Origin of the sequence: Desulfovibrio sp. 7SRBS1 (assembly GCF_049723905.1) — a bacterium.
GTDB lineage: Bacteria > Desulfobacterota > Desulfovibrionia > Desulfovibrionales > Desulfovibrionaceae.
This window is the reverse complement of the sequence record NZ_JBJKFD010000001.1, coordinates 3,944,317-3,966,358: the sequence shown is the minus strand read 5'-3', so window position 1 is coordinate 3,966,358 and position 22,042 is coordinate 3,944,317. Positions and strand designations below refer to the sequence as shown.

Here is a 22,042-nt window from a genome sequence, read left to right as displayed (position 1 = left end):
AAAAGTCTGGTAGGTAGTTACAATTTTTCAGGGCCAAGACAATTAGATATTAAGGCTTTAATCATTCGACTCTAGAACAATTCATCTGGTATTTACATTTTTTTGTCATGCCACACCAGGGGATTAGAGTAGCTAACTTTTTTTTGGGAAGTGCCACTTTGTTTTCTGACTTGAATCTGCCATACAGGCTTTTCAAGCCACTGTAAAAGAACGGCTTTTGGCAAGGTGTTGACCTCGGCAGTTTGGGAACGTAGCTTTCGCCTTATGAAATGATGCTATCCCTGTTTCCGACGGCCGCATACCATGAATACGATGGTCGCCCCGATAACGGCGGTCCGTCCAGATGACGGCGGTTCGTCCTGCGCGAGTACAGGCAGGGCCTTGCCGGTGAAGAATTCGCATTCCCGATTGCTCTTCACCTCCCGGTAGGCTATGGCTCGCTCCAGACGGGCCCACCGGAACAGACGTCCCGCAGCGGCACGACACATGGCTTTGGAACTACCCGAAATAATACATAAAACACACGACAAGCGTGCGACATGAACATTACATTCGTCAATGCAACCCGCCGCTGGGGGGGAGTAAAGACCTGGACCCTGGACGTGGCCTCGTGGCTCAGGGAGCATGGGCACAACCCGTTCATCGTGTCCCGGCCCGGTCCTTTTCTGGACAAGGCCCGCGCCCTGAACATTGATGCCATGGAATGCGGGTTCGGGTTCGACTTCAACCCCTTGCTGGTACGCCGCTTCATGCAGCTGCTCCGCCAGCGCAATACGGAACTGCTGGTCGCCAATGTGGGCAAGGATATGCGCACGGCAGGCGTGGCCGCCAAGTTGTGTAAAATTCCCGTAGTACATCGGGTGGGACTGCCCGGCGATATGCGCAACATGTTCAAAGTGCGCGAACTGCATCGCTGGGTGAAACCGGCCATTCTGGTTCCCTGCCAATTCATCAAGGACGGACTGCTCGACAACCTGCCCTATCTTTCGCCGGACGAAATCAAGGTCATCCACACGGGCAAACGCCCTGCCCCGAGTCCGTCGGACGAACTGCGCGACCCGCTCCACCTCATCGTCACCAGCCAGCTCAATGCGGACAAGGGACACGCCGACCTGTGGCAGGCCCTTGCCAAACTGGCCCGCGAAGGCCACGACTTCCGCTGCCATGTGCTGGGCACAGGACATGAAGAAAGCGAGCTCAAACTTTTGGCCGACCGGCTGGAGATTTCCGACAAGCTGATCTGGCACGGCTTTGTGACCAACGTGCGCGACCATCTGCGCAAGGCCGACGTGTTCGTGCTGCCGTCGCGTTCCGAGGGCCTGCCCAACACCCTGCTGGAAGCCATGGCCGAAGGTTTGGTTCCCGTATCCCGGGTGGTCGGCGGCGTATTGGAAGTATGGCCGGAACAGCTCGATTTTCTGCTGGCAGGATTCCGCCACGAGGGCGAGAGCATTCTGGAACCGCTGCGCCGGGTCTTCGAGGCCGAAGACAGCGACCTTTATGCCTGGAAAAAGCTGGCCTGGCGCACATGCCGAAGCAAATTTCACATCGATACCCAGGCTGAAAAAGCCGCCCAATGGTTCGAGCTGCTGGCGGAACAGCACCGCATGCGCCTGTCGCTGAACAGCAAGGGCCTTTTTTAATTCCGCCGGTTGCAAGGAGACATTTATCAAACGCGACGGTTTTCTTTTGCACTGGTTTCTGTGTTCGCTGCCAATGCTTCTCATGCTGGGCACGGTGCTCGCCGTATGCGGCCCGGATACGCAGTCGTTCTTCTTTTTCAGGGAGCACCGCTATCTTCATCCCGGATTCCACACATGTATGAGCATCATCTCCGCCTGGGGCGCTCCGGCCATATATGTATGGTACGCCGTCATCCTGGTGCGTTCCCTGCGAATAAAGGAACTTGGCGCACGGCAGGCGGGCAAACGTTTCATTGCCCGGTTTCTGGTCGTACAACTGGCAATCTGCGCCCTGCTGGTACGCGCGGTCAAAATCTTCATCGGCAAGGCACGGCCGGACGTGGGCCGGGGCACCGCCCTGTTCCAGCCCTTTTCCCTGGACGGCGGGCATAACTCCTTCCCCTCGGGCCACACTGCCGAAATAACCGGCTGCGTTCTGCCCCTGGCTTTGCGCTACCGCTCCCCGCTTCTCTCTTTGGGTCTGGGCCTTGTGGCCGCACTGGTGGCCTTTACCCGCATCTACCTGGCAAAACATTTTCCCAGTGACGTTTTTTTCGGCTGGCTCATCGGCAGCCTGTCCGGGCTGATCATTTACATCTGGGCCGGGCCCGAAATCCACCCCCAACCCGACCGCATCGCATGAACATCCATTACATCACCTCTTCCGGCTCCAAGAGCGGGGGCGCACGTCAGGCACTATACATTGCCAGCGGCATGGCCGAACGCGGACACGACGTGACCTTTTTCATCCCCCACGACGGCGAACTTCCGGAGCTGGAACCGGACCTGCGCTGGATACGCCTGCCCGAATCCCACAAACAATGGCGCGCATTCATAGAATCGCACCTGCCCGCTCCGCAGACGCCCGTGGTCTTTCACGCCTTCCACAACAAGGCGTGCAAGCTGCTCACCTGGTGGGGCTGGCTGTGGCGGAAACGGAAAATAGCCACCCTCATCAACCGGGGCGTCATCTACCGTCCGGGCAACCCGCTGCCCTATTGGTCACCAGGGCTGGACGCCATCACGGTCAATTCCGAGGCCTGCTCCAGGGTTCTGGGCCGCATCGGCGCGCCCAAATCCAAGCGGCATGTCATCTACAACGGTATTCCCGACGACCGGGGCACGCCACAGCGCACCAGGGAAGAAGTCCGGGCCGAACTCGGCATGGACGATTTTGCCGGCCTGGTCTTCGGCACCGTGGGCAACAACAAGCCGGTCAAGGGCTTCGACCCCCTGCTCAAGGCCTATGCCCAGGCAGACCTGCCAGACTCGCGGCTGTTCCTCATCGGCGCGGACCCGGCCCAATGGGAAGATGTTATCCGCGAACTGGGGCTGGAAGGACGGGCCGTATGCCTGGGACGCAAGAACCATGTGTCGGACTATTTGCAGGTCTTTGACGTGTTCGTCATCTCCTCCCTGTCCGAAAGCCTGCCCAACACCCTGCTGGAAGCCTGGATGTGCGGACTCCCCATCCTCTCCACCAGGGTGGGCGGCATCCCGGAAATCATGGACGATTCTGGCATTCTGGTGCGCCCCAACAAGCCGCAGGAGATGGCAGCGGCCATGCGCCGCCTGTACGAGCACCCCGAAGAACGCGAAACATTCTCCCGCCGGGCAAGGGAACTTTCCGCGCATTACACGCTGCAACACAAGCTGGATAAGCTGGAATCCCTTTACAGCTCGTTGCTTTTGCGCAAAGGATATGCCTACGGGGGAAATTGATTCCAACGTCCGCATGGGGCAGGCAGCTTCAGGATGTGCGGCCCCGATAATTTGCTGGCGCGTAAAAAGATCAGAACCGCCGCGTGTTCCTGCATACGCGAGGGGTTGATTTTTTTTGAATCAACAAAGCTCCCGTGTTTTTTGAAGCAGCCTGGGCAAAACAACAAATTTTACAGGCTTCAAACTCACAAAATCGGAGAAGGCAATGGATATGAGCGTTTGCACGCGACGTCGTGAAAAACTTCGCCGCAAACTTCGTGAAGAAAACCTGGACGCGCTGCTGGTGAGCCATGCGGCCAACCGCTTTTATCTGAGCGGCTTCGAGCTGCACGACCCCCAATGCAACGAATCCGCCGGCATGCTGCTGATCACGGCATCCGGCGACGACTGGCTTCTGACGGACTCGCGTTACTGGGATGCTGCCAAACGGCTGTGGCCGGAAAACTTCATCCATCTGTACAGCATGCCCAAGGGCAAGGACATCAACGACTTTCTGAGGGACAAGATGTCCGGTGTCCTCGGCTTTGAAGAAACCGGGCTGTGCTATGCAACCTGGCACCAGATAGGCAAGGGACTGGAACTGAAACCCACCAACGGACTTGTGGAAGAGCAGAGGCTGTACAAGGACGAAGTGGAAATAGCGGCCATGCGCCGGGCCTGCGCCCTGAACCATGCCTGCTGCGAAGCCCTGCCCGAGATCCTTCAGCCCGGAAAGACCGAGCGGGAAGTGGCCTGGGAGATAGAGCAGTTCTATCGCAACAACGGCGCAAGCGGCCTCTCCTTTTCGACCATCGTCGGGGTCGGCCCCAATGCGGCCCTGCCCCACGCCATTCCCGGCGATACCAAGGTACGGGAAAACGATCTGGTGCTGGTGGACATGGGCTGCCGCCTGGACGAATATTGTTCGGACCAGACCCGCACCCTGTGGGTGGGCGACACCCCCAGCGGAAGGTTCAGCACGACCCTGGAAATTGTTCAGGAAGCACAGCGGGCCGCCATCGACATCCTGCGGCCGGGGCTGACCGTAAGCGAGGCCTATCGCGCTGCCAACGCGGTATTTGAAAAACACGGCCGTGCCGAATACTTTACCCATGCACTGGGACACGGTATTGGTTTGGAAACACATGAACCGCCGAGCCTTGGGCCGACACGTCAATTCGTGCTCAAGCCCGGCATGATAATAACCATCGAACCGGGGCTGTACTACCCTGAATGGGGCGGCATCCGTTGGGAGCACATGTTGCTCATCACAGAGGACGGCGCTGAGACATTATGAACATTCCACGAAACGAGACCGGAGCCACCGATACTGAGGTTCCGGTCCGATCCAACCGTTTATACCTGGAACTGGACGCCTCCAAGGTGGCCATGTTCAAATTTCTTCTGGAAGGCTACGATAATCTTTCCTATTTTACAGTAGCCGACAAACGCCGGGCCGTGCTCAAAATCGTGTACGCCCCCGGCGCCAGACAAGCCCTTGAAAAAGCGCTGCAAGCTATCTCCGGAGAAATCCGTTTCAAGGTACTACCGGGCTTTCCTACGCCCTGAGATAGACGGCTTTCTGCAATTTTTTAAGGGCAAGGGTGCTCCGCGAGCTTGGAAAACGTGGTTTTCAAGCTCGGCTGCGCCCTTTTCCCCACTTCAGTTCGCACATGGCGGCATGTCAGAGTGTTGTCTCTTCTATTGTGCCTTTTTCAACGGCCTTCCATCCCATGCCGCCATCCTTCTTCGACACAACGTGATTTTCAAGCCATTCTCCCGGATGTCCGCGGGATACCGTCGGGATCACCACGGTTCCGGTCTTGGACTCTCCACATGCAAACGGCTTGCTGTGCCTTCCATGAGGCTCACTCTTGGGAGTGAGTGAAAGCAATGGAGGAACAACTTTTCTATTCGTTGTTAATTTCAGATAATGCGATGGTGGGGAAAAACTCATTTTTATTCCCGATAAAAAATTGGTCAAATTATTGATCAGGATCAATGTTGTTTCCATCCATCGAGCCTATAGTCCCCCAAGGAGGCTCAAAAATGAAAACATCCATTTATGCACTGGCGTCCGTGTTTGCCGTTTTGGCATGCCTGTCCACTCTTCCTGCCAACGCCGCTTCGTTGGACTCAACAAAACTGGACGGCATTGCTTCGTTTGCCCCAAGTTCCTCCTCTCCAGTTCTCCTTGCTCGCGGGGGAGGTAACGGAGGTGGAGGGGGTAACGGAGGTGGTTCAGGCGGAGGCAATGGAGATTGCGACGGTTCCGGTTCGGGAAGTGGAAGCGGAAACGGCGGCGGGGGGTATGGCCCAGGTGACGGCACTGGCTCTGGCGGAACAGGTCCCCAGGACGGAACCGGAAACGGCCCAGCAACAAACCATCCCGACGGAACGGCTTAAGAAAAATTGATCAACGCCCCACGCCCTTTTGACCGACCATAAGACTCACAAAGTGGGCACGGTTATCGCCGGGCCCACTTTCAGTTGCCAGCCCTCCAGCTGGTGCCTTTTGCTTGTTCGAGCAATGATAAAGCCAACCAGCCTGGTGAGAACGGTGGGAGAGCAAGGGGGGAGGAAAAATCAAGGCCGATGCGTATTCTTCCATACGCCAGGAGTTGAGGTTGCTGAAGCAACGCAGTTATAGTGCTTTGTCCAACAGTCACCCCACCGACAGCTTCTCTTACTTTTTGCCTCCAATTATCAAGCCGATTCCCCAGGCAGCTCAAAAAAGGGCGAGAACAAGGCGCCAGAAAAATTGAATCGCGACGTGTACTCTTATTGTACACAAGCGAGTTCAATTTTTCGCAGCAACGCAGTTAACGTGCCTTTTTCAGTTGCCTGGAAGGGTTTGAATTTTTTGAAGCAATGAAGCTATCGTGACTTTTTCAGTCGCCTGGACAGCCATTCGAACTTGCTTTGAACGTCCCCCTCCCGCAAAGCATGTATGGCCGAATTGATCTTCTGCACCTCTTTTGCATCAAAACGGCTGTTCAGCTTTATCAGGTTCCCTTCGGCACTGCCCCGCGCCGCGCGGCCCAACTGGGCCTGGCTTCCGCTGCTGCGTTTGTGGCGCACGGCCATATGCCCGGTGTACACGGCATGTCCACCACGCAGAACCAGCCGCAGGTCTCTGTCCACATCGTCGTATTGCGAGGGAGAATAGCGGATGTCGAAGCCGCCGTTGGCTTGCAGCTCCTGGGCTCGAAACAGATGCACGCAGCCGGTCACCGAGGTGCACGGGCGCATGTAGTCGTATGTACCGTCGTCAATGGTGAACAGATGGTCGGCATACACCTGCAAATTTTCCATACCATTGGCGTCAAAGGTGTAATCCACGGACTGCATCCTGTACGGAGCATCATGGTCCACGACCTTGCAGCCCCAGACCGAGGCGTCCGGGTAGTTGGTCTGGGCTGCCCGCAGCCGTCCAAGCCAGTCGGGTGAGAGACTTACGTCGTCGTCCATGAACACGACGTCGTCGCAGTTCATCCCTGCCACTTCCTGAATGAGCCAGTTCCGGGCCGCCGGTGCACCGATATTCACCGGCATGACCATTTTCCGCATGCGGTCCGCGCCGAACCGCTCCACCCAGCCATCCACGATGTCCGGGGTCGTATCGCCGCTTCCGTTATCCAGCACCAGCAATCGGGCATTTCCCAGGTCCGACTCGTGCAGGCTGCGCAGAGTCGCGTCCAAAAGCTCCGGCTTGCGATAGGAGTAGAGCAGCACGGCACAGGGTGCGTCCGTCCGCACTACTTCGTCGGCGCGGCCCGTCAGCACATCGAAAAGCCGGAGCGCCATGAACCCGTTCCAGGGGAACGCCTCGAGCCCACGGCTCCAGGCGCGTACGGCTTCGTCCCTTTCTCCGGCTCGTTGCAAAGCGCAGCCCAGGCGCACATCCACATACTCTCCATACACTGCGGCCAGGGACTGAAAAATTGCTGCTTCGTCTTTGTGCTCTCCCCTGGCGCAGACCGCCTCGGCCCTGGCCCTTTCCAGCAGGAACCCCGGACATGTGGAAGTGGCGGTAAACGCATCCTCCCAGCGCCTCCACTCGTCACAACCCCGCCGATGCCGCCACAGGACGTCCAGCCAAAACACGTCTTCCGGTGCTTTTTCCCGACGGGAGAGCGCATACTCCAAAATCCGGTCCACCTGGCCTTTTTCTTCCAGCCGCCGGAGGTACTTGTCTTCCCCCTGGTTTTCGCGGGCCTTCCATATGGCCGACAAAAACATCAACCCCTCGCGCAAAGGAGCGGGCACCATGGAAAGCCTTTGGTCCAGCCCCAATATGACCTGGGCCAGCCTTCCATCGAACGGGGCCTCCAGATGGGCGGCAAGCAGCAATTCCATCCCCAGCTGCAAGCACTGCAAAGGGGGCCTGTCACTGGCCGCTTCGCCCCCGAGAACAACCTGGGCGGACTTGAAGTACGCATTGGCACTATATCTTGACAAAAAAAATGAAACTTCCATGGATTCTATGGCACTCTCGAATATTCAATCTGAGGAGATACGGCATACAGCTTTTCAGCAAATGGAATCTGACGCAACAATGTCTCCATGCCTTCGTGCTCATGGGGATGGCTTCCAGTACAATGTCAGCGTTGTGGACAACGCCTCCTCGGCCCCCCCACGAGTGTCCCGCCCTTGGCAAAACATTGTTCGGGGACAGATTCGCCTATCACAGATTCGAGGTAAACCAAAACTTCGGCCCTGCCTGCAACTTCGGCGCACAACAGGCAACGACCCCTTATGTCCTTTTTCTGAACAACGATACCCAGGTCAGACCGGGATGGCTTGCTCCCCTGGTGGACACCATGGAGAGCACCCCGAAAACAGGGGCAGTGGGCCCACTTTTAATCTTTCCGGACAACCGGGTGCAGCATCTGGGCGTGACGTATTACGTTGGTTGCGGAGCTGCCCACTTGTTCAACCGCATCCCGGCCGACCATCCCCTGGCCAAGAAGCAGCGCAGTCTGCAGGCCATTACCGGAGCCGCTCTGCTCATCCGCACGGCCCTTTTTAAAGAATGCGGAGAATTTCATCCCGGCTATAAAAACGGATGCGAAGACCTGGACCTCTGCTGCCAGCTGGACAAACGCGGCCTGACCATGCACAGCGTTCCCCAAAGCGTGGTTGTGCATTACGAGGGCATGTCCCGCAAAGGAAGCCCCACGGAAAACCACAATTTCTCATTATTCAAACAGCGGTGCGGCAGCCACATCCGCCCCGACATATACGACCATGCCACCGTCGAGGGTATGGAAATCCGTTTCGGCAGGCCCGCCCATATCTTTATAGCAGAAACGCAAGCCACCTCGAAACGCCTCATGGCTGCGAACTGGGACGGCAGGAACCTGCTCCGACTGTGGGAAGCGGTCGAACGCCATATCCTCTGGGAAGAAGGCTACCAGATGTTGGGGAGCATGCTGGAACAGACACAGTCGTGGGATGAGGCGGTCTTCATCCGTTATTGGCAGAACATGTTTTTTCCACGCGTCGAAAACGCCGTGGCCCTGCACAAGCTGGCGAGAACAGCAGGCCGCACCGATATTCTGGAGTCGGCCGAGGATCTGCTGGCCATGCACGCAGGCATGCAGAACAATACAGCATTCAAACGCAACGTGCTGCAGGACCACATAGTTTTTTTCAAGGCACGGGGAGAGAACGAACAGGCCGCGGTGTTTGAACGGGAGCTGGCCAGACTTGGCCTTACCAGCCGCCTCCCGGACGCCACGTCGCCACAAGACGGCCGCTCCGGTTCAGCTGCGGCGAATGGGCAAAGCGATAAATCATAACGTGGCCCTCGGGATAGGAAGGAGTAATCTCGCCGTCTTCGTCCAATGCGTATGTCCCCAACCACTCGTCCCAGCCCATGCGGCCATACCAGTCGGGAATAAAGGTATTCAGTCCGCCGATGCGGTAGTCTTTCGACGCCTCGTCCATAAGCCGCCGCATAACCCGGCTCCCAACGCCGCTTCCCTGCACGCCAGGCAACGTGGCAACGGCATCCACGTACGCCGCCCGCACCGGTTCTCCACCATCCACGTAGAAGATGCGCGGCGTGGCAACGGCATGGCCGACAAGCTGCCCGTTGTCAGAATCCTTTGGGGATTGCAGACGGGCCAACACATGCAGCCCGTCCGGGGGGAGCAGGCTGAAAAGGGCGTCAAAGGGTTCGCCAAAAGCAGCCGCGCACAACGTGAGCACTTCCTGCCGGACATTCTGGTCCAATCCTCGGGTGAACCCCGTCTGCAACACAATGGATTCGCACATGATGCCTCGCAGTCCGGCTTTGCAGCCGGAGTCGGAACGATGAATCGATTGCTTGGGAAACGACGAAAGTTCTTAGTCCCAAAGGGATGAAAAAGTCCAACCTGGAATGCTGCCGACTGCCAGATTAGCAAGTCAACCAGGCTACGTTAACGACCTAATGACAAAATAAAGCCAGGCTGCTGAGAAGGGGAAACAAGGCGCGCAAAAAAAACTCAAGCCCGCCGCGTATTCTTTCATACGCGAGGGTTTGAATTTTTTGCAGCAACGCAGTTAACGTGCCGTTCTCAGCAGCCTGGGAAAGGCAGCGGGGACGATCACAATGACCGTCCCCGCTTGGGATGGGAGGTGTATGGATGGATGTGGGGTGCTCCATAAACAGAGAACTTTTTCTCCGTATCTCCACTTTGTGGCAGAAAAGATATTTTTCCTATTATATTTTTGTCATCCGACAAATATTTTGTTCCACCTGCCGAGGCGAATATCGCAGATGTTGTTCTTTGCCTTGGGGGATCCCTGTTCTGCTATTGAAGGTCGGTATTGAGATCCATTGCGGTTTCGGCATCGGTGTAGATGCCCCCACCTACGCCGAAATCCCTGTCCGGCACCTGCATTACAAAGGAAAGCTTGCGTTTGGGCGCCTGCCCCTTTTTCTCCGGCCACCAGTACTCCACCCACCGTCCGTTGGGACTGTTTTCAATGGCATCGCAAAAACCGATGAAAAAGTAATTGCCGGTTTTATCCACAAGGCCTGCCTGCCGCTTTCCCACCAAGTCCGGATAGACCGGGTTTGCCAGCATGGTAAGATTGTCGCAGTCGAAGACGAACACATAGGTGTCCTTCCATACCCACTGGGACTTTTCGTCCTGAAATTGCTGTAGCCCGTCACGTCCGGTCTTGGACAGAACAGCGGCAGCCTCTTTCACCTTGTCCATCACTTCCGAGGCAGTCGCCGTATCCCGAGCAAAAGCGTTGCCGGTACAAAGAAGAATCACCAAACACAAAAGAGAAAGGCACGCGCTTTTACCCATCATAAAACTCCCTTGGGGCACAAAAAGGGTGCGGGTGAACAATTTTTTCCATTCAATAAGAGCAGTGGTGCTGTGCGAAGGCTTCGCATTATTCCGAAACTCGACGTTTCCAGATATGATAATTCGACGTTCCATTTGCAGGGACTTTCTTCGTAAAAAGAATACAACCACGCGCGCTCCAGCTGCACAAAACTGACTCCGGGTCAGTTCGTACTTCCTAGTGCAAACTAACCCTTGCCAATCCGTCCATTTCCAGTAAGCTTCAGCCTTCCACAGAGGACATACTCATTGAAATAGTGAGTGCTTCCAGTAATTAAGGAGATTTGAATGCCAAGTATTGTAGTTGCTATAGACCTTACTCCCAGCGAACGTCTCGCCTGGGATGCAGGCCTGCCTCATTTTCCCATTAAAGAAATTCATTCCATTCTCAAAGAAGAATTGTCGGCAGATGTAAAGGAAATTCTGGTTACTTTGCCCAAAAAGGTTCCTGAAAACGATTCTCCCGAGGCTGTGGCCGAAAACGAAGGACGGTTTGAGGGCAAAAAGTGGGCGCTGGAAATGAACGGCGCCCGGGTCATCGTTTGCCCGGCCAAACGAAGCGAACATACCAAAAGCGGTTACAAACAAAGTGACGATCAACGTCTGATGATCAAAACGTTGACCTTGTGCATGAAGCTCCAGCCCGACTATCTGTTCCTGTTCGCCGGAGACGGAGACTATGCCCCTCTGCTGGAGGAACTGCGCAACGAGGGCATCAAATGCATCCTCTTCTTCCAGGCGGACATGGTGGCCAAAGACGTCCGCCGCATTGCCTGGGACGTCCGGGACATCCGTCCGATTCTGGACAGAGCGGCCGAGCGCATGACGTTCTGAGCCCCTTGCCCGGAGGATTTCCGCCATAATGCACAAAAAGCCTGGAGCATAATGTTCCAGGCTTTTTCTTTTGTATTCGGCAGCCTTTTCAACTGCCGTTTCCGCCTCGTATCTTGTGGAGGACCGCGACCGGAAAAGTATGACTTTCAGGTTCGCTCAGGCCACTTCCGGCGGCGCATGACGGGCCATGCCCACCATATTCCGCAAGGCTATGCCCGCAATTGGGGAGGACCGGCCAGAATCATCTCGGCCAGGTTCAGGTCCACCTTGGGCAGTGTTCTGAACCGGGTGCCCAGAAAGCCCTGCTCTAATGCCACCAGCCTGCGATACAACGGCGTGCGGTCCACGTAGGGGATGTCCTTGGGGTCCTTGCCCCGGGTCAGCTCCTGGCTGAGCCAGCACCCGGAAAACACGGTGCGTCGGCCATCGGGACGGACCAGAAAATTGGGAACGCCGTGCATGCGGCAGATCATCAGACGATGGCGGTACATCCCGCACAGGCCGTCGTCGTTGAGCGGACACATGCTGTCCGGAATCTTGCCGTCTGCCAGCATGGCCTTGCCCTTTTTCACATAGGCTTTGGCACGTTCTTCGTACACTGCGCGCTTGTCTTGGGGCAACGCATTGAGCCCCTCCCACAGGAAGGCCCATTCAATGTAGGTATGGTGCTGAAAATAGCTGGTGCAGCAGTTCTGGCTACAGTCCTTGCAGGTATGGCCCAGCACGGCGCAGACTGCATCGTATTCGGCAACCATGTCCGCATACAGTTTTTCCAGCTTGCGGAAGGCTGCCTGGCTCGTCAGTCGCTTCATAAGGAAAGTCCCGAAATTATCTGGTCCACGCACTCGTCCGGAGCACAGGAATCGGTTGCCACGGTAAGGTCTGCCGCCGCCTGATACAAGGGCTGCCGTTCGTTGTACACGTCTTCCAGACTCAATCCGGGGCGGACCACGAAACCTCGGTCGTCGGCCTTGCCCACCCGGTCGAGAAAAGTCGGCAGGCTTATATGCAGATGGACGATGCTGCCCAGCATCCGCAGCCGATTGACAGCCAGCTGGGAGTAGACCACGCTGCCCCCGGTGGAGACCACGCAACGTGCCGCCGCAAGCCGGGAAACGACCTGCTCTTCAAGCTTGAGAAACTTGTCCGGCCCGCAGCCGTCCAGGATGCCCTGCAGCGGCCGCCCGAACCACGACTCGATGAGCCGGTCCGTATCCATATGTTCCCAGTCGAGACGCTGCGCCAGCAAAGGGGCCAAAGTGGATTTTCCCGCACCGGCCATGCCGATGAGAATTATGCACGATGAATCATTGAGTGTCATGGATGTCTTCATGAGGTCTGAAGCCTTTTTTGTAAAGGGGCACGATTTGCCAAACAAATTACAAATAGATTTGACTATACTATTTTATACCTGTAACAACTCGGTTTAATGTACCTTTTCCAACATAAAGAATTTCGTTTTCTGTTGTGAATTTATTCGTTAATAAACATCTGACTTGATTTTGTCTCTCTTTTGCTACTAAAAGGAAAGGATCAAGCAAAAACGACACAAGGCCGTTATCGGGCCAGCGGGCAATGGCCCTGCTCGAATTTCACAACCCGGAGGTTTAGGATGAAACGTCTACTGCTGCTGTTGGCCGCACTCAGCCTGATACTGGTTGCATGCGGCGAAGAAAAGAAAGAAGCAAAAAAAGAGGCTCCCGCACAGGAAGCCGCTCAAACCGCTCCCGAGGCTGCCACTGGCAAACACGTATTCCGCCTTGCCATGGACGCCGACCCTGTTGCTCTCGATCCGCATGTACAGCTTTCCGGTGCCATGCTGCAATACTCGCACATGGTTTTCGACCCGCTGCTCCGCTGGACCCAGGACATGCAATTCGAACCCCGCCTGGCCGAAAAGTGGGAACGCATTGACGACCTGACCATGCGCTTTCATCTGCGCAAGGGCGTCAAGTTCCACAGCGGCAACGAATTTACCGCCAAGGATGTGGTCTGGACCTTCGACCGCCTCAAGAAGAGCCCCGACTTCAAGGGCCTGTACGAGCCGTTTGAAGGCGTCACCGTCGTGGACGACTACACCGTGGACATCAAGACCAAGAAGCCCTACGGCCTGCTGTTGAACATGTGTACCTACATCTTCCCCATGGACAGCCAGTTCTACCAGGGGACGGATGAAAAAGGAAAGCCCAAGGATGCCCTCAACAAGACCGACTGGTCTTATGCCAACTTCAACGAATCCGGCACCGGCCCCTACAGGGTTGTTAAGTACGATCCGGGCCAGAAGTGGGTGCTTGAACGTTTTGCCGACTACTGGGACAAAGACAATAGCGGCAACATCGACGAAATCATCCTGACCCCCATCAAGAGCGACGCCACCCGCGTGGCCGCCCTGCTCTCCGGCGACGTGGATTTCATCATGCCTGTGCCGCCCAACGACTTTGACCGCATCGAAGAAACCGAAGGCGTCAAGTTGTTCACCATGTCCGGCACCCGTATCATCACCTTCCAGATGAACCAGACCCGCCGTCCCGAATTCAAGAACAAGAAGGTCCGCGAAGCCATTGTCAACGCGGTCAACAACGCGGGCATCGTCCAGACCATCATGAAGGGCCGCGCCACCGTGGCTGGGCAGCAGAGCCCCAAGGGCTACGACGGCTACAACGAAGCCTGCGTACCCCGCTACGACCTGGAAAAGGCCAAGCAGCTGATGAAGGAAGCAGGCTACGAAAAGGGTTTCACCTGCTCCATGATCGCTCCCAACAACCGCTATGTAAACGACTTCAAGATTGCCGAAGCCGTGTCTTCCATGCTCAAGAAGATCAACATCACTGTTGAACTGAAGACCATGCCCAAGGCCCAGTACTGGAACGAGTTCGACAACAAGGTTGCCGACATCCAGATGATCGGCTGGCACTCGGATACCGAGGATTCGGCCAACTTCTCCGAGTACCTGGTGATGTGCATCAACGCGGAAACCGGCTACGGCCAGTACAACTCCGGCACCTACTGCAATCCCAAGGTGGACGAGCTGGTTCTGGCTTCCCAGTCGGAAACCGACCTCACCAAGCGCGCCGACATGCTGAAGGAAGTCGAAAAGATTCTGTATGACGACGCCGCATTCATTCCCCTGCACTGGCAGATGCTCTCCTGGGCCGGCAGCGAAAAGCTGGTGAATGCCGACAAGATCGTCAACGTGATGAACTTCCCCTACTTTGGCGACCTCAACATGAAGTAAAGGGCCCCAAGCCCATGTGAAACAACGCAAATAATACGGGCCGTCCCACTCCGGGACGGCCCGTTGTTTGCGTAAAAACCAACCCCATATATGCTAGCATTTATAGTAAAAAGATTTACCCAGGCGTTCTTTGTCATGTTGGCTATCAGCGTGATCGGGTTTGCCATCAAGCAGTCCGTCGGCGACCCGCTCCGCGAGATCACCGGCATCCAAGTCTCCAAGCAGGAGAGGATGGAGTTGGCCGACAAGCTCGGCCTCAACGACCCCCTGCCTGTCCAATGGGTGAGGTTTCTCAAGAAGGCCGCACACGGCGACCTGGGGCAGTCATTCTATTACAAAAAGCCCGCCATGGAGGTTATCCTCAAGAAGGCCCCGGCAACGCTGGAACTGGTCTTCTGCAGCGCCGTCATCATCGTGGTGCTGTCCATTCCCACGGGGATATTCTCCGCCTGCAAACCCAACCACTGGTTCTCTCGCCTCTGTATGGGGGGCAGTATCGTCGGGGTGTCCATCCCGGTTTTTCTTACGGCGATCCTGCTCATTTACGTTTTTTCAGTGGAGCTGCACTGGCTCCCCTCCTACGGGAGAGGCCAAACAGTGCTGGTGGGCGGTTTCTGGGAAACCGGCCTGCTTACGCGCGACGGTCTGAGGCACCTGATACTGCCCAGTATCGCGCTCTCCTCCATCATGCTGCCCTTGTTCATCCGCCTTATCCGGGCCGAGATGAAGGAAACCCTGGAAACCGAATACGTCAAATTCGCCCAGGCAAAAGGACTGCGTCCCGCCCGTGTGCTTCTGGTACATGCCTTCAAGAACACCCTCATGCCGGTCATCACCGTGGGCGGCGTACAGCTGGGCATCATGATCGCCTTCACTATTCTTACGGAAATCGTGTTCCAATGGCAGGGCATGGGCTCCGTGTTCATAGAATCCGTGGAACGGGCCGATACCTCCCTGATGGTGGCCTATCTGGTTTTCGTGGGCGCGATCTTCGTGGTGGTCAACACCGTGGTCGACCTCATTTACGGGGTGGTCAACCCCATGGTTCGCGTGGCGGGGAGAAAGTAGCATGATCAAACGTTTTATCGACTCCTACTTCTTCTACAGCTTCCTGCGCGACCCCATGGCCTGGGGCAGCTTTGTGGTGCTCGTCTCTTTGCTCTTCGTCAGCTTCAGCGCCCCGGTCATTGCACCACACAACCCCTACGATACCGCCACAATAGACATAATGAACGCGGAAACACCGCCCGTATGGATGCATGGCGGCGGTGCCGACTTTCCGCTGGGTACCGACTCACAGGGCCGCGACATGCTCTCCACCCTGTTGTACGGCATGCGCGTCTCCATCATCATCGGCTTTGGAGCGGTAATTCTCCAGGCACTTATCGGCATCTTCGTCGGGCTTACATCGGGCTACTTCGGCGGCAAGCTGGAAACCATTCTCATGCGGCTAGCGGATGTGCAGCTCTCATTTTCCACCTACATGGTGGCCATCTTTTTCGGGGCCATCTTTCAATCCGCCTTTGGCATGGCAAGCTACGAGCAATACGCCGTGCCCCTGCTCATCATCGTCATCGGCTTTGCGGAATGGCCACAGTATGCCCGTACCGTGCGCGCCTCGGTGCTTGCGGAAAAGAAAAAGGAATATGTGGAAGCCGCGCGCGTTATCGGCCTGCGTCCGGGACGCATCATGTGGCGGCACATTTTCCCCAACACGCTCACGCCGGTTCTGGTCATCTCCACCGTGCAGGTGGCCAACGCCATCATGAGCGAAGCCGCCCTGTCCTTCCTTGGCCTGGGCATGCCCGTAACGCGCCCCTCCCTGGGGTCGCTCATCAAGTCCGGCTTCGACTACATCTTCAGCGGCTCGTGGTGGATTACCCTGTTTCCCGGAATCTCGCTCGTCGTCCTCATCCTGGCTATCAACCTGCTGGGCGACTGGTTGCGCGACTTCCTCAACCCCAAGCTCTACAAGGGGTAAGGCACCATGCAACGTCTGCTCGAAGTCAACGACCTTACCGTAAAATTCAAGCTGCGCGATGACGAACTGACCGCCGTGCACGGGGTCAGCTTTTCCCTGGACAAAGGCGAACGTCTGGGCATCGTGGGCGAGTCGGGCGCCGGAAAATCCGTCACCGGCTTTGCCATCATCAATCTTATCAGCAAACCCGGATTCATCTCCTCCGGCTCGGTCATGTTCGACGGCAAAAACCTGCCCGAACTGCCCTCGGAACAGATGCGCCACATCCGGGGCAACCGCATCTCCATGATCTTCCAGGACCCCATGATGACGCTCAACCCAGTGCTCACCGTGGGACACCAGATGATTGAAACGCTCAAGGCGCACCGCAACATCTCCACCAAGGAAGCCGAGGAAATCGCCATGGACAAGCTGTCCAAGGTAAAGATTCCCGCACCCCGGAGGCGGCTCACGCAGTACCCGCATGAATTCTCGGGCGGCATGCGCCAGCGCATCGTCATTGCCATCGCCCTGCTCACCTCGCCCTCGCTGATCATTGCGGACGAACCGACCACGGCTCTGGACGTGACCATCCAGGCGGAAATAATGGAACTGCTGCTGGAGCTGTGCGAATCCGAACAGATGGGGCTCATCCTCATCACCCACGACCTGGCCGTGGTTTCGCAGGTGACGCAGCGCATTGCGGTTATGTACGCCGGACGCATTGTGGAAATGGGCCCCGCTGCCCAGCTGGTTTCCAATCCACAGCACCCCTACACCAAGGGGCTGCTGGCCGCGCTGCCGCAGAATGCCCAGCGCGGAGGACGGCTCAACCAGATTCCGGGCGTCATGCCCAACCTGACCACGATTCCGCAGGGCTGCCCGTTCAACAACCGCTGCACCATGTGCGAAGGCATCTGCATGAACGAAGCGCCGCTCCTGGCATCTAAGAACTCGGGCTGCATGGCGGCCTGCCACCTGTTGGACTAGCCCATGGAAAGCACCTTGCTCCTGCGACTGAAAAACGTCGTCAAACACTTCGATATATCCGGTTCCCTGCTCGAGCAGCTCAAGTTCGAGGGAGGGAAGATCATCCGCAAACAAGCCATTGTACAGGCTGTCAACGACGTAAGCTTCGACATCATGGGAGGCGAGACCGTCAGCGTGGTGGGTGAATCCGGCTGTGGCAAATCCACCCTGGCCCGTACGGTCATGGGACTGTACGCCCCCAACAGCGGAGAAATCCACTACAAGGGGAAACGCATCGACAACCTTTCCAGGTCCAAGATGCTGCCCTACCGGGCCAAGATGCAGATGGTCTTTCAGGACCCCTATGCATCGCTCAACCCGCGCATGTCCGTCAGCCAAACCCTGGAAGAGCCCATCCGCTTTCACAACCCGGGCATCACCCCAAGCGAAGTCGCCGACCGCGTTGCCCATGTTATGGAACAGGTGGGCGTGGACCCGGCCTGGCGCACCCGCTACCCGCACGAGTTCTCCGGCGGACAGCGCCAGCGCATATCCATTGCCCGCGCCCTGGCCGTCGGCCCGGATTTCATCGTGGCCGACGAACCCATTGCCGCGCTCGACGTCTCCATCCAGGCACAGATTCTCAACCTGCTCATGGAACTTCAGGATAAAAACGGGCTGACCTATATGTTCATCAGCCACGACCTCTCCGTGGTGGAGCACATCTCCAACCGCGTGGCCGTCATGTACCTGGGGTCCCTGTGCGAGCTGGCCGAAACCGGCAACCTGTACGAGCAACCGCGCCACCCCTATACCAAGGCGCTGCTCTCCGCCATTCCGCGCCTGGGCGCCAAAGGCTTCCGGCATATCAAGCTGGAAGGCGACGTGCCCTCGCCCATCAACCTGCCCACCGGCTGCGTGTTCCACGGACGCTGTCCGTACGCCAACGAACGCTGCCGCACGGAAATACCCAAACAACACCTACGCGCCTCCGGCTCACTGGTGGCGTGTCATGGGGTGGAAGAGGGGCGGATATAACAGATGATGGCTGCGCGATTTTCGCGCCAGCCTTCATTGTAAAAGTGCGGTTTTGGCTGCAGCGAGGGGGAAACCTCTTGAAAGAGGTTCTCCCCCTCGCGCTCCCCTTTCCAGAACTTTTTACGCTTTAAATTTCTGACTTAAATTTCTCTTCGGCAATCTCTGAAGACTTCCAATCCCCTACCTTCTTCCGAGGCCTTGTAAGTTTTGGCCTTCAGCAAGGCGCAGCAGGGTGCCGTAAGCGAGGGCAGTATAAGCCAATACGCACCGCGAAACGGCACCTCCTGCTGCAACGCAGCTGAGGACAAAAATCGCAAGGCCTATACAAGCTCACGCCCTCATTTTAGCCTTAAATTCCAGCTTACATTTTCACCATATTCCAGCTAAATTTTAGTTGAGTCCGCAGCACAAGTCTGAGAGCAATCGAAAACAACGGACGCAAGCCCCGGGTGCCCTAGCCAAATGCATATCGACCTTACCAAAAGAATCAAATCGTTCCTCTGCACTGAAATATCTCTCAACACGAGTCCCCTCAGATTCGCTGTGCAGTTTTTTTTCATTTTTACCGTCTTTTATTTTGCGGTATTCGAATACACGGCCCCGCCTCACGAAATCATCAAGGGCATAGTCGAATTCTTTCTTGTCGCCTTTTCCTTCTGCACCGCCATCGTATTTGCCTGGCTGTTCGCCGTTATGACCTCAAAATTGCGGCGGAAACCGCTTCAAGTGCGCTACTGGCATGCCTTTCTGCACTTCCTGGCTGTCTACTCTCTGGGGTTGGGAATTCTGTATTGCATCAAGGAGCAGATCTACGACATTCAAAAGGCATGGTTCTGGAGATATTACTGGCGGCATCTCCCCTATGCCCTGCTGGGTTCCTGCGTTTTTCTGCGCCTCGAACACAAAAATGCAGTCATTGAAACCCTGATAGAGCAGTTGAACATCAAATTGGGCAAGGTAAAACAACGGGACGATGAAACCGCTGACCGGCATGAAAACGAGGTTTCGTTCCCCATTGTCGCTTCCGGGCTGACAAAACATCTTGTGCCGTCCGCCATCACCCACATCACGGTTTGCGGCCATTACCTGGATGTTCATTATCAGGAGGGGCAGAACCATGAGAGGGCCTGCATCCGGATGTCGCTCAACGAGGCCATGGAAGCACTGCCTCCGGGCATGTTTCTGCAAACCCACCGCTCCCATATCGTCAATCCCGACCACGTCTCCGGTCTGCTCAAAAAAGACAGGCGTTATTTCGTCAGACTCTGCGGCGACCTTTTTCTGGTCCCCATCAGCCGAAACTCTCTCTCCCCCGTTCTCTCCTTCCTGGAAAACAAGGTCGGCGGCAGGTCCGCCCAATAAGTCAAGACACTCCCTCCCCCTGGCACCCTTCCGTGTGCCGGTCTCAGCCGACCTTTTCGCGTTCCTCCTGCACCATTTGGGACAAATCCGTACATCTCAGGACAATTCCTGTTATTTCGAGCCCATGCGTATTGTTCTGTGCGGGCAGCTCCGTCATGTTTGCCGCAGATATCCCCCAAAAACCAACGAGGATTTGCCATGACGAGACCCACGAAACGGAAAAAGCCTGTTCTCCCAGGAAAGATTCTCCCGGCTCTCCTGCTATTGTTTTTCTGCCTGCTAATGCTCGTCTCCATCGGGGCGTACGAATTCAATTCCCGGCTGAAGGAGATGTTCCAACTGAACCGGGAACTCCAGGCACAAAATTATGTCATGTCGGAATTCGAGTACCGGCTCAAGGGCATAAGCTATTTGTGGGACAAGGGACACTGGGCCGAAGCGTTCGAACTGTTCAACCAGTACTACGATCAACTGCGAACAAGGGAGGGATTGGTCAAGCTGCCCGTCTTCGGCTCCACGCAGGAGGAATTGGAATTCTATCTGGCCCAACAGAACCCGCGCACCGGGGCATTCATCAGCGACGCCTATCCCATGTGCGTCTATCACGGCCCCACCGAAAACGTGCTCACACACATAGAAAAATTGTCCCGGCAGCTTGGCAAACCGGTTACGCTCCGGTACCGGCTGGCATATCTGGACCAGATCAACACGCCGGAAAAGGTGCTCGCCTTTTTGCAGGACGTTTCAACGGTTGGGCGTATCGCTTCGAAAATGCCGCAGACGTCCTTCCATCTGGCCAGGGACATCTTCAGCCTGGCCAGGGATGAGGCCCATTACCAATCCGAGGATGCCGAAAGACTCATAGAGAAAAACAACCTCTACCATTTCTCCCCCGAGTGGAAACATGCTGTGCTGCAATGGTTTTATGATGCGCAGGACCCGGAAACCGGCTTGTGGGGACCGAAATCCCCATCCGGAAAACTGCTCAAGCTGGACCTGAACAATACGTCGTCCATTCTCAAGGCGTTTCGGGACAGGGAAGGCAACGACATCCACGCGGAATTTCCCCTGCGGTACACGGGGCCGCTTATCAATTCCACCCTGGACTCGCTCTCGGAGGCCCCGCCCTCGGATGACAACCTGGCCTGGATGCACGAATGGAACCTCAAGACTCTGAAAAGCCTGCGGCTGCTGACGCGGTATTTGTGGAAGGACATCCCGCCGGCGGAACTGCAAAGAGCCACAGCCCTGTGCAAAAAGCACATTCGGGCCAACTGCGAAAAATACTACATTCCACAGGAGGGAGGCTTCAGCTATTACCCCGGTTCGGAACATGCATCGCTGGACGGTATGACCAGCTTTTTCATCTTCAATGAAATCGGGGCATTGTCGCCCGAGAAGCAGCGCTTTCTCTGGGGAAGCCTCGAAAAAAACATCAGGACAGATACCGAGATTGGGGTGGCCCGGCTCACCCTGGACCAATTGCGATCTATGGCTGCCGACCATGACCTCAACTCTTTCCGCTTTTATCAGGACAGTCCCGGACAGAACGACCTGCTCTCGGAAGCCAGGATGGTCTGCACTCCTGCCCCGACACCGGTGCCGGATATCATTGAGTTGGTACAGGGGCTGAGACGATTTCTCGCATCCACGAACCAGAGCATGGGGAATTGGGTGTCCAAGGCGGATGTGGAGGAGCGTCTGCGGCCGGTAACCATCCGGGAGGATGTGGTTGTTACGCACGTCCTCCCCGAAACCGAAATACGCTCGCTCAAGAAAAAAACAAAAAAGTGTGTCGTCATCGGCTTCGACCTGCTGCAGATTCCACGCTTCAGGCTTGTTGTCCGGGACCGGTGAACGGCAGGGGCAGGAGTTCAACGCCCCTGCCCCTGACTCCACAGGAGACTGCCCC

22 protein-coding genes are annotated in these 22,042 nt (G+C 56.4%); 15 read left to right on the top strand and 7 right to left on the bottom strand.

The window, feature by feature from the left end:
• Positions 1-275: 275 nt before the first annotated feature.
• Positions 276-488, bottom strand: coding sequence for a hypothetical protein (locus ACI0FJ_RS17530; RefSeq protein WP_424305515.1), 213 nt, complete (start codon positions 486-488; stop codon positions 276-278).
• 51 nt (positions 489-539) lie between these two features.
• Between ACI0FJ_RS17530 and ACI0FJ_RS17525 the strand changes: the two genes are divergently transcribed.
• The 5 genes from ACI0FJ_RS17525 to ACI0FJ_RS17505 all read left to right on the top strand — a co-directional run bounded on the left by ACI0FJ_RS17525 (position 540) and on the right by ACI0FJ_RS17505 (position 4,952).
• Positions 540-1,643, top strand: coding sequence for a glycosyltransferase (locus ACI0FJ_RS17525; RefSeq protein WP_424305513.1), 1,104 nt, complete (start codon positions 540-542; stop codon positions 1,641-1,643).
• A gap of 73 nt (positions 1,644-1,716) precedes the next feature.
• Positions 1,717-2,325, top strand: a complete 609-nt coding sequence (locus ACI0FJ_RS17520) for a phosphatase PAP2 family protein (RefSeq protein ID WP_424305511.1) — start codon at positions 1,717-1,719, stop codon at positions 2,323-2,325.
• Entirely contained in the window at positions 2,322-3,404 is a 1,083-nt protein-coding gene (locus ACI0FJ_RS17515) for a glycosyltransferase family 4 protein (protein WP_424305509.1), read from the top strand. The genes ACI0FJ_RS17520 and ACI0FJ_RS17515 overlap by 4 nt, the downstream gene beginning before the upstream one ends.
• A gap of 205 nt (positions 3,405-3,609) precedes the next feature.
• Positions 3,610-4,680, top strand: a complete 1,071-nt coding sequence (locus ACI0FJ_RS17510) for a M24 family metallopeptidase (protein ID WP_424305507.1) — start codon at positions 3,610-3,612, stop codon at positions 4,678-4,680.
• Entirely contained in the window at positions 4,677-4,952 is a 276-nt protein-coding gene (locus ACI0FJ_RS17505; protein ID WP_424305506.1) for a DUF4911 domain-containing protein, read from the top strand. Before ACI0FJ_RS17510 ends, ACI0FJ_RS17505 begins: the two co-directional genes overlap by 4 nt.
• Before the next feature lie 115 nt (positions 4,953-5,067).
• Here ACI0FJ_RS17505 and ACI0FJ_RS17500 read toward each other — a convergent pair whose 3' ends face one another.
• Entirely contained in the window at positions 5,068-5,385 is a 318-nt protein-coding gene (locus tag ACI0FJ_RS17500) for a hypothetical protein (RefSeq protein ID WP_424305504.1), read from the bottom strand.
• A gap of 252 nt (positions 5,386-5,637) precedes the next feature.
• Here ACI0FJ_RS17500 and ACI0FJ_RS17495 point away from each other — a divergent pair, with 252 nt between their 5' ends.
• Positions 5,638-5,799 carry a hypothetical protein gene (locus tag ACI0FJ_RS17495; protein WP_424305502.1) on the top strand — a complete coding sequence of 54 codons (162 nt, stop codon included), beginning with the start codon at positions 5,638-5,640 and terminating at the stop codon, positions 5,797-5,799.
• A 461-nt stretch (positions 5,800-6,260) separates the two neighbouring features.
• Here ACI0FJ_RS17495 and ACI0FJ_RS17490 read toward each other — a convergent pair whose 3' ends face one another.
• Positions 6,261-7,844 (bottom strand): glycosyltransferase family 2 protein, encoded by a 1,584-nt coding sequence (locus ACI0FJ_RS17490; protein WP_424305500.1) that lies wholly within the window; start codon positions 7,842-7,844, stop codon positions 6,261-6,263.
• Positions 7,845-8,047: 203 nt separating this feature from the next.
• Here ACI0FJ_RS17490 and ACI0FJ_RS17485 point away from each other — a divergent pair, with 203 nt between their 5' ends.
• Positions 8,048-9,187 carry a glycosyltransferase gene (locus ACI0FJ_RS17485; RefSeq protein ID WP_424305498.1) on the top strand — a complete coding sequence of 380 codons (1,140 nt, stop codon included), beginning with the start codon at positions 8,048-8,050 and terminating at the stop codon, positions 9,185-9,187.
• Here ACI0FJ_RS17485 and ACI0FJ_RS17480 read toward each other — a convergent pair.
• Positions 9,102-9,665, bottom strand: a complete 564-nt coding sequence (locus tag ACI0FJ_RS17480; protein WP_424305496.1) for a GNAT family N-acetyltransferase — start codon at positions 9,663-9,665, stop codon at positions 9,102-9,104. The genes ACI0FJ_RS17485 and ACI0FJ_RS17480 overlap by 86 nt on opposite strands.
• 521 nt (positions 9,666-10,186) lie before the next feature.
• Entirely contained in the window at positions 10,187-10,693 is a 507-nt protein-coding gene (locus ACI0FJ_RS17475; protein WP_424305494.1) for a cache domain-containing protein, read from the bottom strand.
• A gap of 327 nt (positions 10,694-11,020) precedes the next feature.
• Between ACI0FJ_RS17475 and ACI0FJ_RS17470 the strand changes: the two genes are divergently transcribed.
• Positions 11,021-11,566, top strand: a complete 546-nt coding sequence (locus ACI0FJ_RS17470) for an NYN domain-containing protein (RefSeq protein WP_424305492.1) — start codon at positions 11,021-11,023, stop codon at positions 11,564-11,566.
• A 209-nt stretch (positions 11,567-11,775) separates the two neighbouring features.
• On the opposite strand, the gene ACI0FJ_RS17465 is transcribed toward ACI0FJ_RS17470, so the two are convergent.
• Positions 11,776-12,378, bottom strand: coding sequence for a hypothetical protein (locus ACI0FJ_RS17465; protein WP_424305491.1), 603 nt, complete (start codon positions 12,376-12,378; stop codon positions 11,776-11,778).
• Entirely contained in the window at positions 12,375-12,887 is a 513-nt protein-coding gene (gene thrB, locus ACI0FJ_RS17460) for a homoserine kinase (protein WP_424305489.1), read from the bottom strand. The genes ACI0FJ_RS17465 and thrB overlap by 4 nt, the downstream gene beginning before the upstream one ends.
• Before the next feature lie 291 nt (positions 12,888-13,178).
• Here thrB and ACI0FJ_RS17455 point away from each other — a divergent pair, with 291 nt between their 5' ends.
• The 7 genes from ACI0FJ_RS17455 to ACI0FJ_RS17425 all read left to right on the top strand — a co-directional run bounded on the left by ACI0FJ_RS17455 (position 13,179) and on the right by ACI0FJ_RS17425 (position 21,987).
• Positions 13,179-14,801 carry an ABC transporter substrate-binding protein gene (locus ACI0FJ_RS17455; RefSeq protein WP_424305487.1) on the top strand — a complete coding sequence of 541 codons (1,623 nt, stop codon included), beginning with the start codon at positions 13,179-13,181 and terminating at the stop codon, positions 14,799-14,801.
• A 90-nt stretch (positions 14,802-14,891) separates the two neighbouring features.
• Entirely contained in the window at positions 14,892-15,869 is a 978-nt protein-coding gene (locus ACI0FJ_RS17450) for an ABC transporter permease (protein ID WP_424305485.1), read from the top strand.
• Position 15,870: 1 nt separating this feature from the next.
• Positions 15,871-16,782: an ABC transporter permease gene (locus ACI0FJ_RS17445; RefSeq protein ID WP_424305483.1), complete on the top strand. Its 912-nt coding sequence runs from the start codon at positions 15,871-15,873 to the stop codon at positions 16,780-16,782.
• Positions 16,783-16,788: 6 nt separating this feature from the next.
• Positions 16,789-17,751, top strand: coding sequence for an ABC transporter ATP-binding protein (locus ACI0FJ_RS17440; protein ID WP_424305481.1), 963 nt, complete (start codon positions 16,789-16,791; stop codon positions 17,749-17,751).
• 3 nt (positions 17,752-17,754) lie between these two features.
• Positions 17,755-18,768: an ABC transporter ATP-binding protein gene (locus ACI0FJ_RS17435; RefSeq protein ID WP_424305479.1), complete on the top strand. Its 1,014-nt coding sequence runs from the start codon at positions 17,755-17,757 to the stop codon at positions 18,766-18,768.
• Between the two features lie 543 nt (positions 18,769-19,311).
• Positions 19,312-20,130 (top strand): LytTR family DNA-binding domain-containing protein, encoded by an 819-nt coding sequence (locus ACI0FJ_RS17430; RefSeq protein WP_424305477.1) that lies wholly within the window; start codon positions 19,312-19,314, stop codon positions 20,128-20,130.
• Between the two features lie 198 nt (positions 20,131-20,328).
• Entirely contained in the window at positions 20,329-21,987 is a 1,659-nt protein-coding gene (locus ACI0FJ_RS17425; protein WP_424305475.1) for a hypothetical protein, read from the top strand.
• The last annotated feature ends 55 nt before the right edge of the window (positions 21,988-22,042 follow it).

What these genes read in the sequence shown, in the direction of transcription:
- ACI0FJ_RS17530 (WP_424305515.1), bottom strand. Translation starts at nt 488, where the DNA reads ATGTGTCGTGCCGCTGCGGGACGTCTGTTCCGGTGGGCCCGTCTGGAG.
- ACI0FJ_RS17525 (WP_424305513.1), top strand. Translation starts at nt 540, where the DNA reads ATGAACATTACATTCGTCAATGCAACCCGCCGCTGGGGGGGAGTAAAG.
- ACI0FJ_RS17520 (WP_424305511.1), top strand. Translation starts at nt 1,717, where the DNA reads ATGCTTCTCATGCTGGGCACGGTGCTCGCCGTATGCGGCCCGGATACG.
- ACI0FJ_RS17515 (WP_424305509.1), top strand. Translation starts at nt 2,322, where the DNA reads ATGAACATCCATTACATCACCTCTTCCGGCTCCAAGAGCGGGGGCGCA.
- ACI0FJ_RS17510 (WP_424305507.1), top strand. Translation starts at nt 3,610, where the DNA reads ATGGATATGAGCGTTTGCACGCGACGTCGTGAAAAACTTCGCCGCAAA.
- ACI0FJ_RS17505 (WP_424305506.1), top strand. Translation starts at nt 4,677, where the DNA reads ATGAACATTCCACGAAACGAGACCGGAGCCACCGATACTGAGGTTCCG.
- ACI0FJ_RS17495 (WP_424305502.1), top strand. Translation starts at nt 5,638, where the DNA reads ATGGAGATTGCGACGGTTCCGGTTCGGGAAGTGGAAGCGGAAACGGCG.
- ACI0FJ_RS17480 (WP_424305496.1), bottom strand. Translation starts at nt 9,665, where the DNA reads ATGTGCGAATCCATTGTGTTGCAGACGGGGTTCACCCGAGGATTGGAC.
- ACI0FJ_RS17475 (WP_424305494.1), bottom strand. Translation starts at nt 10,693, where the DNA reads ATGGGTAAAAGCGCGTGCCTTTCTCTTTTGTGTTTGGTGATTCTTCTT.
- ACI0FJ_RS17470 (WP_424305492.1), top strand. Translation starts at nt 11,021, where the DNA reads ATGCCAAGTATTGTAGTTGCTATAGACCTTACTCCCAGCGAACGTCTC.
- ACI0FJ_RS17465 (WP_424305491.1), bottom strand. Translation starts at nt 12,378, where the DNA reads ATGAAGCGACTGACGAGCCAGGCAGCCTTCCGCAAGCTGGAAAAACTG.
- thrB (WP_424305489.1), bottom strand. Translation starts at nt 12,887, where the DNA reads ATGACACTCAATGATTCATCGTGCATAATTCTCATCGGCATGGCCGGT.
- ACI0FJ_RS17455 (WP_424305487.1), top strand. Translation starts at nt 13,179, where the DNA reads ATGAAACGTCTACTGCTGCTGTTGGCCGCACTCAGCCTGATACTGGTT.
- ACI0FJ_RS17450 (WP_424305485.1), top strand. Translation starts at nt 14,892, where the DNA reads ATGCTAGCATTTATAGTAAAAAGATTTACCCAGGCGTTCTTTGTCATG.
- ACI0FJ_RS17445 (WP_424305483.1), top strand. Translation starts at nt 15,871, where the DNA reads ATGATCAAACGTTTTATCGACTCCTACTTCTTCTACAGCTTCCTGCGC.
- ACI0FJ_RS17440 (WP_424305481.1), top strand. Translation starts at nt 16,789, where the DNA reads ATGCAACGTCTGCTCGAAGTCAACGACCTTACCGTAAAATTCAAGCTG.
- ACI0FJ_RS17435 (WP_424305479.1), top strand. Translation starts at nt 17,755, where the DNA reads ATGGAAAGCACCTTGCTCCTGCGACTGAAAAACGTCGTCAAACACTTC.
- ACI0FJ_RS17425 (WP_424305475.1), top strand. Translation starts at nt 20,329, where the DNA reads ATGACGAGACCCACGAAACGGAAAAAGCCTGTTCTCCCAGGAAAGATT.